Origin of the sequence: Streptomonospora litoralis (genome assembly GCF_004323735.1) — a bacterium.
In the GTDB taxonomy this organism is placed as follows: domain Bacteria; phylum Actinomycetota; class Actinomycetes; order Streptosporangiales; family Streptosporangiaceae; genus Streptomonospora; species Streptomonospora litoralis.
In genome coordinates this window covers 1,678,280-1,693,356 of record NZ_CP036455.1, presented here as the reverse complement: position 1 = coordinate 1,693,356, position 15,077 = coordinate 1,678,280, and the positions used below count along the sequence as shown (strand labels likewise).

Annotated in this window: 13 protein-coding genes; 5 read left to right on the top strand and 8 right to left on the bottom strand. The window is 71.5% G+C overall.

What is annotated here, in order from left to right:
• Nucleotides 1-18 precede the first annotated feature (18 nt).
• The gene (locus EKD16_RS07140; protein WP_131097661.1) at nt 19-1,233 is read right to left on the bottom strand and encodes an ROK family transcriptional regulator; all 1,215 of its coding nucleotides are present in this window, start codon (nt 1,231-1,233) and stop codon (nt 19-21) included.
• 260 nt (nt 1,234-1,493) lie between these two features.
• Here EKD16_RS07140 and EKD16_RS07135 point away from each other — a divergent pair, with 260 nt between their 5' ends.
• From EKD16_RS07135 to EKD16_RS07115, 5 genes are all read left to right on the top strand, one after another.
• Entirely contained in the window at nt 1,494-2,780 is a 1,287-nt protein-coding gene (locus EKD16_RS07135; RefSeq protein ID WP_131097660.1) for an extracellular solute-binding protein, read from the top strand.
• A gap of 83 nt (nt 2,781-2,863) precedes the next feature.
• A complete protein-coding gene (locus EKD16_RS07130; protein WP_131097659.1) occupies nt 2,864-3,862 on the top strand; it encodes a carbohydrate ABC transporter permease in 999 nt (332 codons plus the stop codon).
• Nucleotides 3,859-4,788 (top strand): carbohydrate ABC transporter permease, encoded by a 930-nt coding sequence (locus EKD16_RS07125; RefSeq protein WP_131097658.1) that lies wholly within the window; start codon nt 3,859-3,861, stop codon nt 4,786-4,788. The genes EKD16_RS07130 and EKD16_RS07125 overlap by 4 nt, the downstream gene beginning before the upstream one ends.
• Before the next feature lie 99 nt (nt 4,789-4,887).
• Nucleotides 4,888-6,339, top strand: coding sequence for a glycoside hydrolase family 3 protein (locus tag EKD16_RS07120; protein ID WP_131097657.1), 1,452 nt, complete (start codon nt 4,888-4,890; stop codon nt 6,337-6,339).
• Nucleotides 6,340-6,481: 142 nt separating this feature from the next.
• On the top strand, nt 6,482-6,934 hold the full coding sequence (locus EKD16_RS07115) for an RrF2 family transcriptional regulator (protein WP_131097656.1): 453 nt from the start codon (nt 6,482-6,484) through the stop codon (nt 6,932-6,934).
• A gap of 112 nt (nt 6,935-7,046) precedes the next feature.
• Here the strand turns inward: EKD16_RS07115 and EKD16_RS07110 are convergent, their stop codons facing one another.
• The 7 genes from EKD16_RS07110 to EKD16_RS07080 all read right to left on the bottom strand — a co-directional run bounded on the left by EKD16_RS07110 (nt 7,047) and on the right by EKD16_RS07080 (nt 14,971).
• Nucleotides 7,047-7,514, bottom strand: a complete 468-nt coding sequence (locus EKD16_RS07110; RefSeq protein WP_131097655.1) for a Dps family protein — start codon at nt 7,512-7,514, stop codon at nt 7,047-7,049.
• Nucleotides 7,515-7,750: 236 nt separating this feature from the next.
• Entirely contained in the window at nt 7,751-8,110 is a 360-nt protein-coding gene (locus EKD16_RS07105; protein ID WP_131097654.1) for a helix-turn-helix domain-containing protein, read from the bottom strand.
• A 158-nt stretch (nt 8,111-8,268) separates the two neighbouring features.
• On the bottom strand, nt 8,269-8,784 hold the full coding sequence (locus EKD16_RS07100) for a CinA family protein (RefSeq protein ID WP_131097653.1): 516 nt from the start codon (nt 8,782-8,784) through the stop codon (nt 8,269-8,271).
• Entirely contained in the window at nt 8,781-9,380 is a 600-nt protein-coding gene (pgsA, locus tag EKD16_RS07095; protein WP_131097652.1) for a CDP-diacylglycerol--glycerol-3-phosphate 3-phosphatidyltransferase, read from the bottom strand. The genes EKD16_RS07100 and pgsA overlap by 4 nt, the downstream gene beginning before the upstream one ends.
• Nucleotides 9,377-10,825: a 30S ribosomal protein S12 methylthiotransferase RimO gene (gene rimO / locus EKD16_RS07090; RefSeq protein WP_131097651.1), complete on the bottom strand. Its 1,449-nt coding sequence runs from the start codon at nt 10,823-10,825 to the stop codon at nt 9,377-9,379. Before rimO ends, pgsA begins: the two co-directional genes overlap by 4 nt.
• A gap of 169 nt (nt 10,826-10,994) precedes the next feature.
• The gene (locus EKD16_RS07085) at nt 10,995-12,197 is read right to left on the bottom strand and encodes a helix-turn-helix domain-containing protein (protein WP_131097650.1); all 1,203 of its coding nucleotides are present in this window, start codon (nt 12,195-12,197) and stop codon (nt 10,995-10,997) included.
• Between the two features lie 239 nt (nt 12,198-12,436).
• Nucleotides 12,437-14,971, bottom strand: coding sequence for a DNA translocase FtsK (locus tag EKD16_RS07080; RefSeq protein ID WP_131097649.1), 2,535 nt, complete (start codon nt 14,969-14,971; stop codon nt 12,437-12,439).
• Nucleotides 14,972-15,077: the final 106 nt, after the last annotated feature.

The following is a 15,077-nucleotide window of genomic DNA, read 5'->3' as shown; positions in this document are numbered from 1 at the left end:
GGCGGCCGCCCCCGCCCCTCACTCCACCGTGGAGTCGAAGACGTCCTCCCTCGCGTGCTGTAGCGCCCACAGCAGGGCCCCGCGCAGTACGGGCGACTGGACGCGGCCGACGCTGACGTGGGGGGCGTTGGGTCCGATGCGGTCGGCGGCGCGGGCGACGCGGTGGGCGAGGTCGTCGCCGCCGCTTTCGGCGACTTCGCCGCCGAGGACGACGAGGCCGGGGTCGAGGACGACGCACACGGCGGCGACGCCGCGGGCGATGCGTTCGGCGAGTTCGTCGAGGAGGGCGTCGCCGGCGGGTCCGGCTTCCGCGGCGGCGGTGAGGATATCGCCGACGGTTTTGCCGGTGAATCCGTGGGATTCGCCGAGGGCGCGGATCTCCTGGGCTCCGACGAGGGCTTGGAAGCCGTGGGCGATGTTGGGGTGTTCGGGTGTGCGGCGCAGGGACTGGTAGCCGCCGGGCAGGCCGACGTCGCCGGGGAGCGGGGCGCCGGGGACGGGCAGGTAGCCGATTTCGCCTGCGCCGCCGGTGACGCCCCAGTGGATGCGGTCGTTGAGCATGATCGCCATGCCGACGCCGCCGCCTCCGCCGAGCCAGATGAGGACGAAGTCGGAGACGTCTTCGGCGGATCCTTCGGCGTGTTCGGCGAGGGCGGCGAGGTTGACGTCGTTCTCGATGCGGACGACGGGCCCCAGGTCGGTGCGCAGCGCTTGGAAGGCGCCTTCCAGCCAGGTGTGCAGGTCGAAGGAGAAGCGCACGTCGCCGGTGCGGGGGTCGACGACGCCGGGGGTGCCGATGGTGCAGGCGCTGAGGCGGTCGAGGGGGACCTCGCAGGTCTGCAGCAGCCGCATGACGGCGCGGCGGACCTGTTCGACGGGGTCGCCGGTGTCGGAGGGGTCGAGGGTGAACTCGCCGACGACCTGGCCGGTGATGTCGGAGAGGGCCCCGGTGACTTCGGCGGCGCGGATGTCGAGGGCGAGGGCGTAGGCGCTTGAGGGGACGACGGCGTAGAGGGCGGCGTTGGGTCCGCGTCCGCCGGCTTGGCTGCCGACCACGTGCACGAGCTGGCGTTCCTCCAGCCGGGCGAGCAGCTGCGAGGCGGTGACCTTGGACAGGCCGGTTTCGGCGCCGAGCTGGGTGCGTGTCAGCGGACCCGACGCCAGCAGGAGCTCCAGCGCGGCCCGGTCGTTGAGTTGGCGCAGCAGGCGCGGAGTTCCCGGACGTCGAGACATAACCGTGACACCCCGTTCTCTATTCATTAGGAAAGTTTCTTGTTAGTTTAACGCCCAATCCGAGGTCACGCCTCACCGGCGTCTCCTCCCAGGCCCTTCGCGGCACCGGCCGGGCTGGGCGAACCGAACACACAGTGCTATCCCAGCACACCTCTCGAACCGACGACGAAGCCCGCATCGCGCTTGCAGGCCAGAGATGTCCGGGGGCGTCTTCTCGACGCAACGTCGCGCGTGGCAACGCGTGAAGGGAGAAACCAGGCATGAGATCCCTGAAAACCGCAGCCCTGTCCACGGCGGTGCTGCTCGCCGCCACCGCCTGCGGCGGAGGCGAATCCGAAAGCGGCTCCTCCGAGGCGCCCGGCAGCCTGACCGTGTGGGTCATGGGCACCGCTCAGGACCCCATCGAGAAGTACTTCGACAACGTCGAGAAGCGGTACCAGCAGGACTACCCCGACACCAAGGTCGAGGTCGAGTTCATCCCCTGGCCCGACGCCCAGCAGTCCATCAACAACGCGCTGGCCGGCGGCGACGCCCCGGACGTGCTGGAGGTCGGCAACGACCAGGTCGCCAACTGGGCCTCCCAGGGCGCCATCATGGACATCACCTCCCGCACCGAGTCGTGGGACGCGGTGGCCGACATGGACCAGGCCGCGGTCGACTACGGCAAGTACGACGGGTCCCAGTACGGCATCCCGTGGTTCTCCGGCGTGCGCACGCTCTACTACCGCGCGGACTGGCTGGAAGGGCTCGGCATGGAGGCGCCCACGACCTGGGACGAGCTGGTCGAGGTCGCCAAGGCCATCGAGGAGGAGCACGGCGTCCCCGGCTTCGCCGCGCCCACCGACTTCACCAACGGCATCGCCAGCTTCATCTGGAGCAACGGCGGCGAGATCGCCGTCCAGCAGGGAGGCGAATGGCAGGGGCAGCTGACCTCCGCCGAGACGCAGGAGGCCATCGAGTTCTACGCCGGGCTGACCACCGAGGAGAAGGTCTCCCCGCAGTCCTACGTGGGTGAGAACGAACTGGTCCCGCTGGCCGACATGGCCAACGGCGAGGTCGGCATGTACATCGACGGCGGCTGGGCGCTGACCTCCATGGAGGAGCAGGCCTCGGACCCGGCGGTGCTCGACGAGATCATGGCCGCGCCGATCCCCGGCGCCGACGGCATCGCCCCCGCCTTCGCCGGCGGGTCGGCGCTGACGCTGTTCTCCACCACCGAGCACCCCGACGCCGCGTTCGACCTGCTCAAGGTCATGGGCGACAAGGAGGGCGGCAAGGGCTACGCCGACGCGGCGGGCTACTTCCCGGCCTACCCGGAGATGCTCGACAACGAGGAATACCAGTCCGACCCGCTCACCGCGGCCGCCGCCGAGCAGATGAAGAAGACCAAGTTCTTCCCGAGCACGCCGAACTGGAACGCCGCCGACCAGGACGGCAAGATCATCCCGGGCGCCGTGCTGGAGATCGTCAAGGGCGGGGATCCCGACAAGGTGCTGGAAGAGGCGAACAAGGAACTGACCGAGACCTTGAACAAGCCGGTCGCCTGACAGTCCTCTCCCCTCGGTAGGCGCCGGGGCGGCGGTCTCTCTCCTCCCGCCGCCCCGGCCCTCGACCTGATTGCGAAGTCCCCATGGCACAGACCGCCGAAGCCGTGCGGGCCGAGACCCCGCCGGAACCGCCGCCCAAGGGCGGCAGCGGACCAGACGGCCCGCGCCGCCGCCGCACGATCCCCACGCCCTACCTGCTCATCGCCCCGGCGCTGGTCATCCTCACGCTGGTGCTGGTGTGGCCGGTGGTGCAGATGGTGTGGAACTCCCTGCACTCCTACACGATCCGGAACCTGCTGCCCAACGCCCCGGCACCGCAGTGGAACGACTTCGGCCACTACCGCCGACTGCTGAGCGACCCGGAGTTCTGGACCATCCTGCGCAACACCGTGGTGGTGTGCGTGCTGATGGTCGGGGTCACCATGGTGCTGGGCACCCTGGTGGGAATCCTGCTGCACAAGCTGCCGCGCTGGTTCTCGGTCACGGTGTCGGTGGGCATGATGCTGGCCTGGGCCACCCCCGCCATCAGCGCCTCTCTGGTCTTCCGGTGGCTGTTCCTGCCCGAACGCGGCCTGGTCAACGTGGCGCTGGACCGCCTGCCGGACTGGCTCGTGGGCTCGGGCTGGCTGAACTACAACTGGTTCCTGGAACCGCTGTCGCTGTTCAGCGTACTGATCTCGGTGATCGTGTGGCAGTCGTTCCCGTTCATCGCCGTCTCGGTGCTGGCCGGGCTCAAGAGCATCCCCTACGAGCTCTACGAGGCCGTCCGCGTCGACGGCGCCGGCGGCTGGCGCTCGTTCTGGAGCGTCACCTTCCCGATGCTGCGCCCGCTGTTCGCGCTGCTGCTGGTGCTGCAGATCATCTGGGACCTGCGGGTGTTCACCCAGCTCTACATCCTGGCGAACAGCTTCCAGAACAAAGAGATCTACCTGCTCTCGTATTACATCTACCAGCAGGGCTTCTCGGCCAGCCCGGCCAACTACGGCATGGGCTCGGCGATCGCCGTGGTGATGACCCTGATGATCCTCGGTGTCACCGCCTACTACCTGCGCATCATGATCCGCCAGGGGGAGACCCGATGACCGCGACAACGGGGGCGGCCCCGGCCACGCCCACCACTTACCGCCGCCGGCGCCGGCCGTCGCTGCCGGTGCTGCTGAACCGGGCCGGGCTGTACGCCGCAGGAGCCGCGGTCTTCCTCTTCGCGGTGTTCCCCGTCTACTGGATGGTGGCCACCGCCTTCAAACCGGTCGGCGAGATCTTCTCCAAGGACACGCGGCTCTTCCCGGGCACGCTGACCCTGGAGCACTTCGACCGGGTGATCAACGGCGAACTGATCCCGGGCGTGAACTTCTGGGAGTTCCTGGTCAACAGCCTCATCGTCACCCTGGGCGCGGTCGCCGCCGGCGCGGTGCTGTCGCTGCTGGCCGCGGTGGCGGTGGCGAGGTTCCGGTTCCGGATGCGCAGCGCTTTCATCATCCTGCTGATGGTGATCCAGATGGTGCCGGCGGAAGCGCTGATCATCTCGATCTTCATCAACTTCCGCCGCTTCCAGGACGCCACCGGCATCCAGATGCTGGGCAACCTCTCGGGCATCCTCGTGGTCTACACCGCGGTCTCGCTGCCGATCACGATCATGATGCTGCGCGGATTCGTGGCCGCGGTGCCCAAGGAGCTGGAGGAGGCGGCGGCCATCGACGGCGCCAGCCCGTGGACGGTGTTCTGGCGGATCCTCATGCCGCTGGTCGCGCCGGGGCTGGTCGCCGCCAGCATCTTCGCCTTCATCACCGCCTGGAACGAGTTCATCGTCGCGCTGACGTTCCTGGGCCGCAGCACCGAGGAGTACACGCTGCCCCTGTCGCTGTCCTACTACTTCGGCCGCTTCGGCACCGAATGGGGCTCGATCATGGCCGCCTCCACGCTGCTGACCCTGCCGGTGATGGCGTTCTTCCTGTTCGTCCAGCGCCGCATGGTGTCGGGCCTGACCATGGGCGCGGTCAAGGGCTGACCGCGCCCGCGCAGCGGTGCCGCGCCGTTCGGGGGCGCGGCACCCGCCCCTGCTGCGCGCGCCCGCACCGCCTTCCTCCCCTCTCTGAACGGAGTCCCCATGCCCGCAGATCCAGGCCTGGATCGCCTCGCCAACGCCACACTGCTGGTGCCGTTCGAGTCCTATGACGCGCCGCGGTGGGTGCTCGACGGCCTCGCCGACGGTATGGCCGGCGTCTGCCTGTTCCACAACAACATCGCCGACCCCGAGCAGGTGGCGCGGCTGAACAGACGCCTGTCCGAGGCCGCCGAGTCGCCGCTGGTCTCTTTGGACGAGGAAGGCGGCGACGTCACCCGGATCGGGCAGCGCCAGGGCAGCGGTTACCCCGGCAACGCCGCGCTGGGCCAGGTCGACGACACCGACTTGACGCGGGCGGTGCACCGCTCGCTGGGCGCCGAGCTGCGTGAGCTGGGCTTCACCCTGGACCTGGCGCCCTCGGCCGATGTGAACACCGTGGCGGAGAATCCGGGGATCGGCACCCGCTCCTTCGGTGCCGACGCCGCTCTGGTCTCCCGCCACACCGCGGCCGCGGTTACGGGGCTGCAGGAGGGCGGCGTGGCGGCGTGCGCCAAGCACTTCCCCGGCCACGGGGCCACCCACCAGGACTCCCATCTGGAGCTGCCCGAGATCGGCGCCGACCGCGAGCTGCTGTTCGAGCGGGAGTTGAAACCGTTCCAGGCCGCCATCGAAGCGGGTGTCCAAAGCATCCTGACCGCACACATCCGGCTGCCGGAGCTGGGCCTGACCGGGCCGGCGACGCTGGCGCCGAGTGTGGTGACGGGCCTGCTGCGCAGCGAGCTGGGTTTCGACGGCACCATCGTCACCGACGCGATCGAGATGGACGGTGTCAGCGCCCGCATCGGCATCCCCGAGGCCGCGGTGCAGGCCCTCATCGCCGGGTGCGACCTGCTGTGCCTGGGCCGGTTCGTCTACGCCGACCAGGTTGAGCGGATTCGCGCCGCCATCACCGGCGCCGTGGCCGAGGGGCGGTTGAGCGCCGAGCGGCTGGAGGAGGCGGCGTGGCGCACGTCGCGGTTGCGCGCCTGGACGGCGGACCGGCCCACTGCCGAGGTGGTCGAGCGGATCGGGCTGGACTCGGCGCGGCGGGCGGTGCGCGTGGACGGCGAGTTGGGCACGCTCCGCGACCCGGTGGTGGTGGAGATCGACGCGCCGCCCGGCATCGCGGTGGGCGAGGTGCCCTGGGGGCTGTCGCCGTGGTTCCCGGGCACCGAGCGGGTCGACGCCGACTCCGCACGCTCCGACGACGTGCTGGCCGCGGCCCGGGACCGCGACCTGGTCGTGGTGGTGCGCGACGCGCACCGCTACCCGGCGACCCGCACGCTGGTGTCCGAACTGTGCCGGGCGCGGCCGGAGCTGGTGGTGGTGGAGATGGGGCTGCCGGCGTGGCGGCCGCAGTGCCGGGTGCACATCAGCACTTTCGGCGCGGCCCGGGTCAACGGGCAGAGCGCCGCCGAGGTGCTGGGCGCGCGCGCCGAGGCGTCGGTAGGGTGAAGGTGGCGGACCGTACCCGGCGCGTGCGCCGCCGCTGCGATCCCGCGCCGAGGAGAACGACAGATGCTGGTCACGACCGCCCGCTCACCACACGTGTGCCCCGCTGGCGCGCGGGCCCCGGCTTTCGCGGCATAATCGCAGCATGCGCCTTTCTGCCCGGGTCGATTACGCGTTGCGTGCCGCGGCCGAGCTCGCCGCCGCCAGTGGCGGCCCGGTGACGGCTGAACAGCTGGCGCGCGCCCAGGCCATACCCGGCAAGTTCCTGGAGAACATCCTCACCCAGCTGCGCCGCGCCGGCCTCGTGCGCAGCCAGCGCGGGCCCGTGGGCGGCTACTGGTTGGCCCGCTCCCCCGCCGACATCTCGCTGGCCGACGTGATCCGGGCGGTGGACGGCCCGCTGGCCAATGTCCGCGGGGAACGACCCGAGCACGTCGGCTACGAGGGGGCGGCCCGCAGCCTGCAGCAGGTGTGGATCGCGCTGCGCGCCAGCGAGCGCTCCATTCTGGAGAGCGTGACGTTGGAGGACGTCTCCTCGGGCAAGTTGCCGCCGACGGTGCGCACTCTCTCGGAGGACCCCGACGCCTGGGCCAGCTGAGGCGATTCCGTCTCGGTCGGCGGGGGTTCTTCGGGGCTCGGGGCTTCGGAAAGACGACGGCGTCGGCGGTGCGCACCGCCGACGCCGCAGTGCAGTGTGATCCGTGCGCTGATCAGCGCATGGCCTCGAACATCCAGTGCTGCTGCTCCAGCTCCTCGGCCGCGGCGATGAGCAGGTCCTGGCTGACGAGGTCGGTGTCGTCGGTGGCGCGGATGCGCTCGCGGAAGCGCGATACCACTCCGCTGAGTACGTCGGTGGCCACCGCGATCACCTTGTCGTCCTGCAGGTAGCCGGGATCGGGCTGCGAAAGCCGGGTGTCGCCGGCGACCTTCACCGAGCGGCCGTCGGGGTTGACGCCGATCGCGACGGCCCGCTCGGCCAATTCGTCGGTGTGCTTGCGCGCGATGTCGACGAGTTCGTCCAACTGGAGGTGGACCGAGCGGAACGAGCGTCCGGTCACGTTCCAGTGGCACTGCTTGGCCACGAGCGAGAGATCGATGAGGTCCACGACCGAGGCCTGCAGCGCTTCGCCGGTGGTCTTGCGCTCGTTGTCCTCAAGCGGTCCGTGAATCTTCGCCATGACGATCATCCCCCGATGCGACGTCGGTTGTCTCCACGGGTTCAGCTGCCCTGTGCCTGACACCGGGAAACGCTTAGAGCGGCGATCGGTGCGCCGACCGGCGGCGCTTCCGCCGACCGACGAGCGGCCCGGCCCGGCCGGACGCGAAAAGGCGCCGACCGCCAGGTGGCGGCCGGCGCCTTCGCCGTTCGCGCGCCGTGGGGCCACGGTGCGGTGAGTACAGGGTCAGGCGGGCGTCACACGCCCACCATGTCGACGACGTCGGGAACGCGGTCGGGCACCGAGTCGATGCCGAGGTGGTCGGGGGAGGGAACGGAGTCGGCCGGGACCGAACCGCTGAGCAGCGCGGCCTCTTGCAGCTCTGCGAGGGCGAGCTGGTCGGCCACCTCGCGCAGCACCTGGGAGAGCGGCACACCCAGGGCGCCGCAGATCGACGAGAGCAGTTCGGAGGAGGCCTCCTTCTGCCCGCGCTCGACCTCGGACAAGTACCCCAACGAGACTCGAGCATCGGCCGACACCTCGCGGAGGGTGCGGCCCTGTCGCTGCCGTAGCCGCCGTAGCACGTCACCAGTCAGGTGACGAAGCAGGACCATCATTCGCGCTCCCTCCCACCGGTAGCGACCTTCATGAAAAACACCGTACCTGTCTCTCGCCCGATCGTCGCACCTCACGGCTTCCTGTTCGCTGCGGGGATAACACGATCTTGGTGACGTTTTGTTCCCCTGAAAGGGCCGTTGGAACGGCCTGCGGGCCGTTATTTGCCCGTGACAACGGCCACTTCGGCGGCCAGTAGACGAAGTGCCTGATCAGCGGTTGCGGCGCGGATGTGCGCCCGGTCACCGGTGAGACCGAACTCGCTGACGCGACACCCGCCGCCGGGCCCGCAGACGGCGGCGAAGACGGTGCCCGCGGGCTTTCCGTCCTGGGGGTCGGGGCCGGCGACGCCGGTGACGGCGAGGCCGAAGTCGGCCGCGAGGGCGGTGCGGACTCCCTGCGCCATGGCGCGGGCGACATCGGGGTCGACGGCGCCGCGGGCCTCCAGCAGGTCGTAAGGGACTTCGAGCAGGCGGGCCTTGAGGTCGGTGGCGTAGACGGCGACCCCGCCGCGGTACACGGCCGAGGCGCCGGGAACACCGGTCAGCGCCGCGCCGATGAGCCCTCCCGTCAGCGACTCCGCGGTAGCCAGGGTGGCGCCGGCCGCCTTGAGTCCGCGCAGCGCCGAGGCGGCCGCCTCGGCGCCGGGGATCGGCGCGCGCCCCGCGTCGTTCATCCCGACGCGGCTCCGGGAGTGCGATTGCCCCGCAGCCGCACCGCCTGGACGACGTAGTCGGCGCCGGTCCACAGGGTCACCACCAGTGCGGCGCCCATGGCGACGGGACCGAGGATCGCCAGCGGCTCGGGCAGGGGGAACAGGTAGATCGAGATCGCCACGACCTGCAGCACGGTCTTGAGCTTGCCGCCGCGGCTTGCGGGGATCACCCCGTGGCGGATCACGGCGAAGCGCAGCAGCGTGATGCCCAGCTCGCGCACCAGGATCGCGACGGTCACCCACCACCACAGCTCCCCGAGCAGGGACAGCACGATGAGGGCGGCCCCGGTGAGCGCCTTGTCGGCGATGGGGTCGGCGACCTTGCCGAAGTCGGTGACGAGGTTGCGCCGCCGGGCGATCTCACCGTCGACGTGGTCGGTCACCGCGGCGATCACGAACACCGCGAAGGCGGCGAACCGCCAGCCGGTGTCCTCCAGGAACATGAACACCACGAACAGCGGGACCATCACCAGTCGGCTCGCGGTGAGCACGTTGGCGATGTTCCACAGCGGAACCGGGCCCGGCTCGGGCCGGGGGGCGGGGCCGGCGCCGCTCATCGCGGTGCCGGACCGTGCGCGGAGGCGTCGGCGACGAGATCGGCACCCGCGGCCTCGGTGACCGTGGCCCTGACGAGGTCGCCGACGGCCAGCCCGCTGCCGTGCACGACGGTGCTGCCGTCGACCTCGGGCGCCTGGTGGGCGGCGCGCCCCTCGTAGGTTCCGTCGTCCAGCTCCGCTTCGATGAGGACCTCGACGGTGGAGCCGACGCGCTCCTCGGAACGTTGGGCCATGAGTTCCTCCGCTAGCCGGTTGAGCCGGTCGGCCCGTTCGGTGATGGTCTCGTCGGGGAGCTTGCCGTCGTGGTCGGCGGCCTCGGTCCCCTCTTCGTCGGAGTAGCCGAACACGCCCACGGCGTCCAGCCGGGCCTCTTGCAGAAACGCGGTCAGCTCGGCGAGGTCGGCGTCGCTTTCGCCGGGGAAGCCCACGATGAAGTTGGAGCGCACCCCGGCCTCGGGGGCCGCGGCGCGGACGGTGGCCAGCAGTTCCAGGAAGCGCTCGCGGGAGCCGAAGCGGCGCATCCGGCGCAGCAGCGGCTCGCTGGCGTGCTGGAAGGAGAGGTCGAAGTAGGGGACGACGCCGGGCGTGGAGGTCAGCACCTCGATCAGGCCGGGCCGGATCTCGGCGGGCTGGAGGTAGCTCACCCGGACCCGCTCGATGCCCTCGACGGCGGCCAGCCGCGGCAGCAGGCCCTCCAGTGCGCGCAGGTCGCCCAGGTCCTTGCCGTAGGAGGTGGAGTTCTCGCTGACCAGGAACAGTTCGCGCACGCCCTGTCCGGCCAGCCACTCGGCCTCGCGGACGACGTCGTCGGGGTGGCGCGAGATGTAGGCACCGCGGAAGGCGGGGATGGCGCAGAAGGTGCAGCGGCGGTCGCAACCCGAGGCGATCTTGAGGTTGGCGACCGGTCCCCCGGCCAGGCGGCGGCGCGGGATGTGCGGCCCGCTCGCCGGTGCCACGCCCTCCGGCAGCGGGTCGAGTGTGTCGAAGGAGGCGTGTCCGGGAACGTGGGCGTGGGCGCCCTCGGGCCGCTCGACCGGGGAGATCGGCAGCAGTGTGCGGCGGTCGCGCGGGTCGTGGGGAGTGAGGCTGCGGCCGGCGAGGACGTCGTCGAGGCGCTCGGAGATGCCGGAGTAGTCGTCGAAGCCGATGACCTGGGCTTCGGGAAGCTCCTTGGCGAGTTCGGAGCCGTAGCGCTCGGCCATGCAGCCTGCGGCGACGACTTTGGCGCCGCCTTCGGCCGAGGAGAGCAGGGCGTCGATGGAGTCCTGCTTGGCCGCGTCGATGAAGCCGCAGGTGTTGACGACCACCACATCGGCGTCCTCACCGCTGCCGGAGTCGACGAGGTCCCATCCGTCCGATTCGAGACGTCCGGCGAGCTCTTCGGAATCCACCTCGTTCCGGGCGCAGCCGAGGGTGACGAGCGAGACTTTGCGGCGCGATGACATGGTTTCCAAGGTTAGGGGAGCGATTCACGGGCGGCGGGACTCCCCGCCCCTCCCAGGGTAGGTCCTTTTCGCCGGGGTTCGGCCGCCGAGTGCCCCTGTTCGGGCGCGAGCCGCCGCCGCGGCGCCCCTCGGCGGGCGGCTGCGGCGGCGGGGCGCGTTTCGGGCGGTCCTAGGCCAGATCGGTGGCGGAGTAGGTCAGGTGGGCGACACGGGCGTCGGCGGCCGGTGCGCCGCGGTGCTCTCCGTTGACGGTGACGCGCACGGCGGAGGCCTTGCCCAGGTGCAGCCGCAGCTCGTCGGGGTGGTTCCAGGCGCGTTCGGTGCCCTTGTCCAAGACTCCGGTGAAGCGGTTGTCGCCTTCGGCGTCGGTGACCCGCAGCCACACCCGCTCGGTGGCGGTGACGCTGAGGCGGACCTCCTCCGCTTTGCGCTCAGGGGTCGTCACGCTGCTCAGGCCGATGCCGTAGCTCGGCTCGGGCGCGGGTTCCGGGCTGGGTGCCGCGGACCGAGCGTGCTCGGGTGTGGGCGCGGGAGCGGCGTCGGCGGCCGGTTCGCGCTGGAGGAGGCGGCCGGCGTCGGCACTCTGCCCGGAGGGCCCGTCGGGCCAGGAGGCGACGGCGGCGGCCACGGCCGCTCCGCCGATGGCGGCGATCACCAGCAGCGGCCAGGTGCGCCGAGCGGCGGCTATGGTCGCCGCCAGCAGCGAGGATTTGCGTTCGCGCCGCTGCTTGGGCACCTGCCGGGTGGCGCGGGGGTCGCCCCCCGCGCCGGTGTCATGCGCGGGGGCGCCCGCCCCGGTGCGGCTGTCGTCGTCGCGGCGGGCCGCCTCGCCGTGCTCCTCCCCGGGCGCGGGCTTGCCGTGCTTGCCGCGGCGGGCGGGCGGCGCGGCGGCCGCCGGCTCGGGGCCGCGGGCGCGGGGAACGGCTGCGGCCACCGGCTGCGCGGCCTCCTCGGAGCCGGCGGTGGTCCGCGGCGCGGTGCGACCGCCGGAGCCGCGCGCCCGGTCGGCGGCGGGGTCGCCGCCCCGGGTACCGGTTTCGCGCGGTCCGGAGTCCTCGCGGCGGTCGCGCTCCGCCTGCTGCGCCGCGTGCATCCCGGCGGTGACGGCCTTGCCGGTGAAGGCGGGGACGCTGCGCTCGTGGGCGTACTCGCTGTCGAAGCGCCGGAGCAGATCGCCGGAGTCGATGCCCAGTTCGCGGCACACGGCGCGGATGTGGCCGCGGGCGTAGAAGTCGCCGCCGCAGGGGCCGAAGTCGTCGGCCTCGATGCCGGCGAGCACCGGCCGGCGGATGCAGGTGCGCGCGCTCAGGTCGGCGAGGGAGTGACCGGCGCTTTCGCGGGCAGCGGCGATTGTCTGGCCGATCGTCGTCATGTCCGCCCCCTTCCGAGGGTGAGGGTACGGTCGCGGTGCGTCCCGCGTCGGCGCACCTCGGCCGCGCCTCGGCGCGCGGCCGTACCCCACTGCGCAAAATCGCAGAGTAGGTCTTCCACCACTTTGCGTGTCCGAGCGCGCGATGGCACTCTGACACACCCCATGAAGCGGTTAAAACTACGTCAACCCGGCAGAGGCCCCCAACACGGCAGAGGTAGCGGACCTCGCCGACAGGGTGGTCACTCGGGTGGGCCGTCGCCGCGCACCCGGGCGAGCACGCCCGCCAGGTCGTCGGGCTGGACCAGCACGTCGCGGGCCTTCGAGCCCTCGCTCGGCCCGACCACGTCGCGGCTCTCCATCAGGTCCATCAGCCGGCCGGCTTTGGCGAAGCCGACCCGCAGCTTGCGCTGCAGCATCGAGGTGGAGCCGAACTGGGTGGTGACGACGAGCTCGATGGCCTGCAGCAGCAGGTCGAGGTCCTCGCCGATCTCCTCGTCGATCTCCTTCTTCTTGGCCTCGGCGGTGCCCACGTCCTCGCGGTAGCGCGGTTCGGCCTGCTTCTTGCAGTGGTCGACGACCGCGCGGATCTCCTTCTCGGTGACCCAGGCGTTCTGCAGCCGGATGGGTTTTCCGGCGCCCATCGGCAGGAACATCGCGTCGCCCTTGCCGACGAGCTTCTCGGCGCCGGGCTGGTCGAGGATGACGCGGCTGTCGGACAGGCTGGAGGTGGCGAAGGCCAGCCGCGAGGGCACGTTGGCCTTGATCAGCCCGGTGACCACGTCGACGCTGGGGCGCTGGGTGGCCAGCACCAGGTGGATTCCGGCGGCGCGAGCCAGCTGGGTGATGCGCACGATGGCGTCCTCGACGTCGCGGGGTGCGACCATCATGAGGTCGGCCAGCTCGTCGACGATGACGACGAGGTAGGGGTAGGGCTCGTAGACGCGTTCGCTGCCGGGCGGGGCGGTGAGGTCGCCGGCGCGCACCGCGGCGTTGAAGTCGTCGATGTGGCGGTAGCCCGAGGCGGCCAGGTCGTCGTAGCGGCGGTCCATCTCGCCCACGACCCACTGCAGGGCGTCGGCGGCCTTCTTCGGGCTGGTGATGATCGGCGTGATCAGGTGCGGGATGCCCTCGTACATGGTCAGCTCGACCCGCTTGGGGTCGACCAGGATCAGCCTAACCTCGTCCGGGGTGGCGCGCATCATGACGGAGGTGATCAGGCCGTTGATGCAGGTCGACTTGCCCGCTCCGGTGGCGCCGGCCACCAGCACGTGCGGCATCTTGGCGAGATTGGCCACCACGGTGGCGCCCTCGATGTCCTTGCCCAGGCCCACCAGCAGGGGATGCTCGTCGGAGGTGGCCGGCGAGGACCGCAGGATGTCGCCGAGGCTGACGATGTCCTTGTCGGAGTTGGGGATCTCCACACCGATGGCCGACTTGCCGGGGATGGGCGACTGGATGCGCACGTCGGCACTCTTGACGGCCAGCGAGATGTTCTTGGTCAGCGCGGTGACCTTCTCGACCTTCACTGCCGGGCCCAGCTCGATCTCGTAGCGGGTGACGGTGGGCCCGCGGGTGAACCCGGTGATCTCGGCGTCGATGTTGAACTGCTCCATCACGCCGTTGAGGGCCTCGACAACGGTGTCGTTGGCCTTCGTGCGCGGCTTGGGCGGCGTGCCCGGCTTGAGCGTGGGCGGCGGCGGCAGCTCGTAGTCGCCGTCGACGACGCGCGGCGGGATGGACAGCTGTTCGGCGGACTCGGGGGGCGGCGTGTGGTCGGGCGCGGGGGCGGGGTCGGGGGCCTTGTCGGTGGTGGCCACGACGGGGGTGTCGTAGGGGCGCTCGTTGGCACCGGCCACACCGGCGCCGCCGGAGTCGGCGGTCTCGGCGCCGGACGACTCGCGCGGCTTCCGCTTGCGTTTGGGCCGCTCGGGCTGCTCCTCCTCGCCCGGGGAGTCGAGGATGCCCATTCCGGCGTCGGGACCGCCCTCGCGTTCCATGAGTCCGCCGAACAGGCTGCGCATGCGCTCGGGGATGCGGTGGACGGGGGTGGCGGTGACCACCAGCAGACCGAAGACCAGCAGCAGGCCCAGCAGGACACCGGTGACCCAGGGCGTGATGAGCAGGCTGAGCGGACCGGATGCGGCGAAGCCGATGATGCCGCCGGCGCGCCGCACCGCCTCGGGGCCGTCGGCGGGCCAGGGGACGCCGTGGCCGATGTGGATGAGCCCGAGCAGGCCCACCAGCAGGGCGGTGGAGCCGATGAACAGCCGGCCCACGTCGGTCTCGCCGCTGCCGGGCGTGCGCATCAGCCGCCAGGCGAAGGGCAGGCACAGCAGCGGCAGCACCGGCGAGAAGGTGCCGAAGGCGCCCACGACGACGGTGCGGGTGGCCTCCAGTAGCGGGCCTTCGGTGTCCCACCAGACCGCGGCCGCGATTAGCAGACCCAGCGCCAGCAGCACCAGTCCCAGTCCGTCGCGGCGCAGGTCGGGGTCGAGGTCGCGCGCGCTGCGCCCGGCGGCGCGGGCCAGCCCGCCGACAGTGTGCGCCAGCAGGCGCCACACCAGCATCAGCCCCTTGCCCGCCCACACGAACAGCAGGGCGATGGGGCCTTCGTCGGCGGGTTTGCGCTTGGCCGCCGAGGAGCGGGGGCGCTGCGAGGAGGCGCCCGAGGATCGGCGCTGCGGCGCCTTCTTCTTGGGGGAACCGCCGGACCCGCCGCTCCGGGACGCTCCGCCGCCGGATCCTTGGGGGGTCTTGGGCGCACGGGTGGCCATGGTGGGCAGCCTACAGCCGCAGCGGGCGGTGCGGCGGACCACGGCACCGGCGTGTCGCCGCCCCGCTGAGGAGAGCCCGGCCGGGGCGAGGGGCGCTCGCCCCGGC

What these genes read in the sequence shown, in the direction of transcription:
- EKD16_RS07140 (WP_131097661.1), bottom strand. Translation starts at nt 1,233, where the DNA reads ATGTCTCGACGTCCGGGAACTCCGCGCCTGCTGCGCCAACTCAACGAC.
- EKD16_RS07135 (WP_131097660.1), top strand. Translation starts at nt 1,494, where the DNA reads ATGAGATCCCTGAAAACCGCAGCCCTGTCCACGGCGGTGCTGCTCGCC.
- EKD16_RS07130 (WP_131097659.1), top strand. Translation starts at nt 2,864, where the DNA reads ATGGCACAGACCGCCGAAGCCGTGCGGGCCGAGACCCCGCCGGAACCG.
- EKD16_RS07125 (WP_131097658.1), top strand. Translation starts at nt 3,859, where the DNA reads ATGACCGCGACAACGGGGGCGGCCCCGGCCACGCCCACCACTTACCGC.
- EKD16_RS07120 (WP_131097657.1), top strand. Translation starts at nt 4,888, where the DNA reads ATGCCCGCAGATCCAGGCCTGGATCGCCTCGCCAACGCCACACTGCTG.
- EKD16_RS07115 (WP_131097656.1), top strand. Translation starts at nt 6,482, where the DNA reads ATGCGCCTTTCTGCCCGGGTCGATTACGCGTTGCGTGCCGCGGCCGAG.
- EKD16_RS07110 (WP_131097655.1), bottom strand. Translation starts at nt 7,514, where the DNA reads ATGGCGAAGATTCACGGACCGCTTGAGGACAACGAGCGCAAGACCACC.
- EKD16_RS07105 (WP_131097654.1), bottom strand. Translation starts at nt 8,110, where the DNA reads ATGATGGTCCTGCTTCGTCACCTGACTGGTGACGTGCTACGGCGGCTA.
- EKD16_RS07100 (WP_131097653.1), bottom strand. Translation starts at nt 8,784, where the DNA reads ATGAACGACGCGGGGCGCGCGCCGATCCCCGGCGCCGAGGCGGCCGCC.
- pgsA (WP_131097652.1), bottom strand. Translation starts at nt 9,380, where the DNA reads ATGAGCGGCGCCGGCCCCGCCCCCCGGCCCGAGCCGGGCCCGGTTCCG.
- rimO (WP_131097651.1), bottom strand. Translation starts at nt 10,825, where the DNA reads ATGTCATCGCGCCGCAAAGTCTCGCTCGTCACCCTCGGCTGCGCCCGG.
- EKD16_RS07085 (WP_131097650.1), bottom strand. Translation starts at nt 12,197, where the DNA reads ATGACGACGATCGGCCAGACAATCGCCGCTGCCCGCGAAAGCGCCGGT.
- EKD16_RS07080 (WP_131097649.1), bottom strand. Translation starts at nt 14,971, where the DNA reads ATGGCCACCCGTGCGCCCAAGACCCCCCAAGGATCCGGCGGCGGAGCG.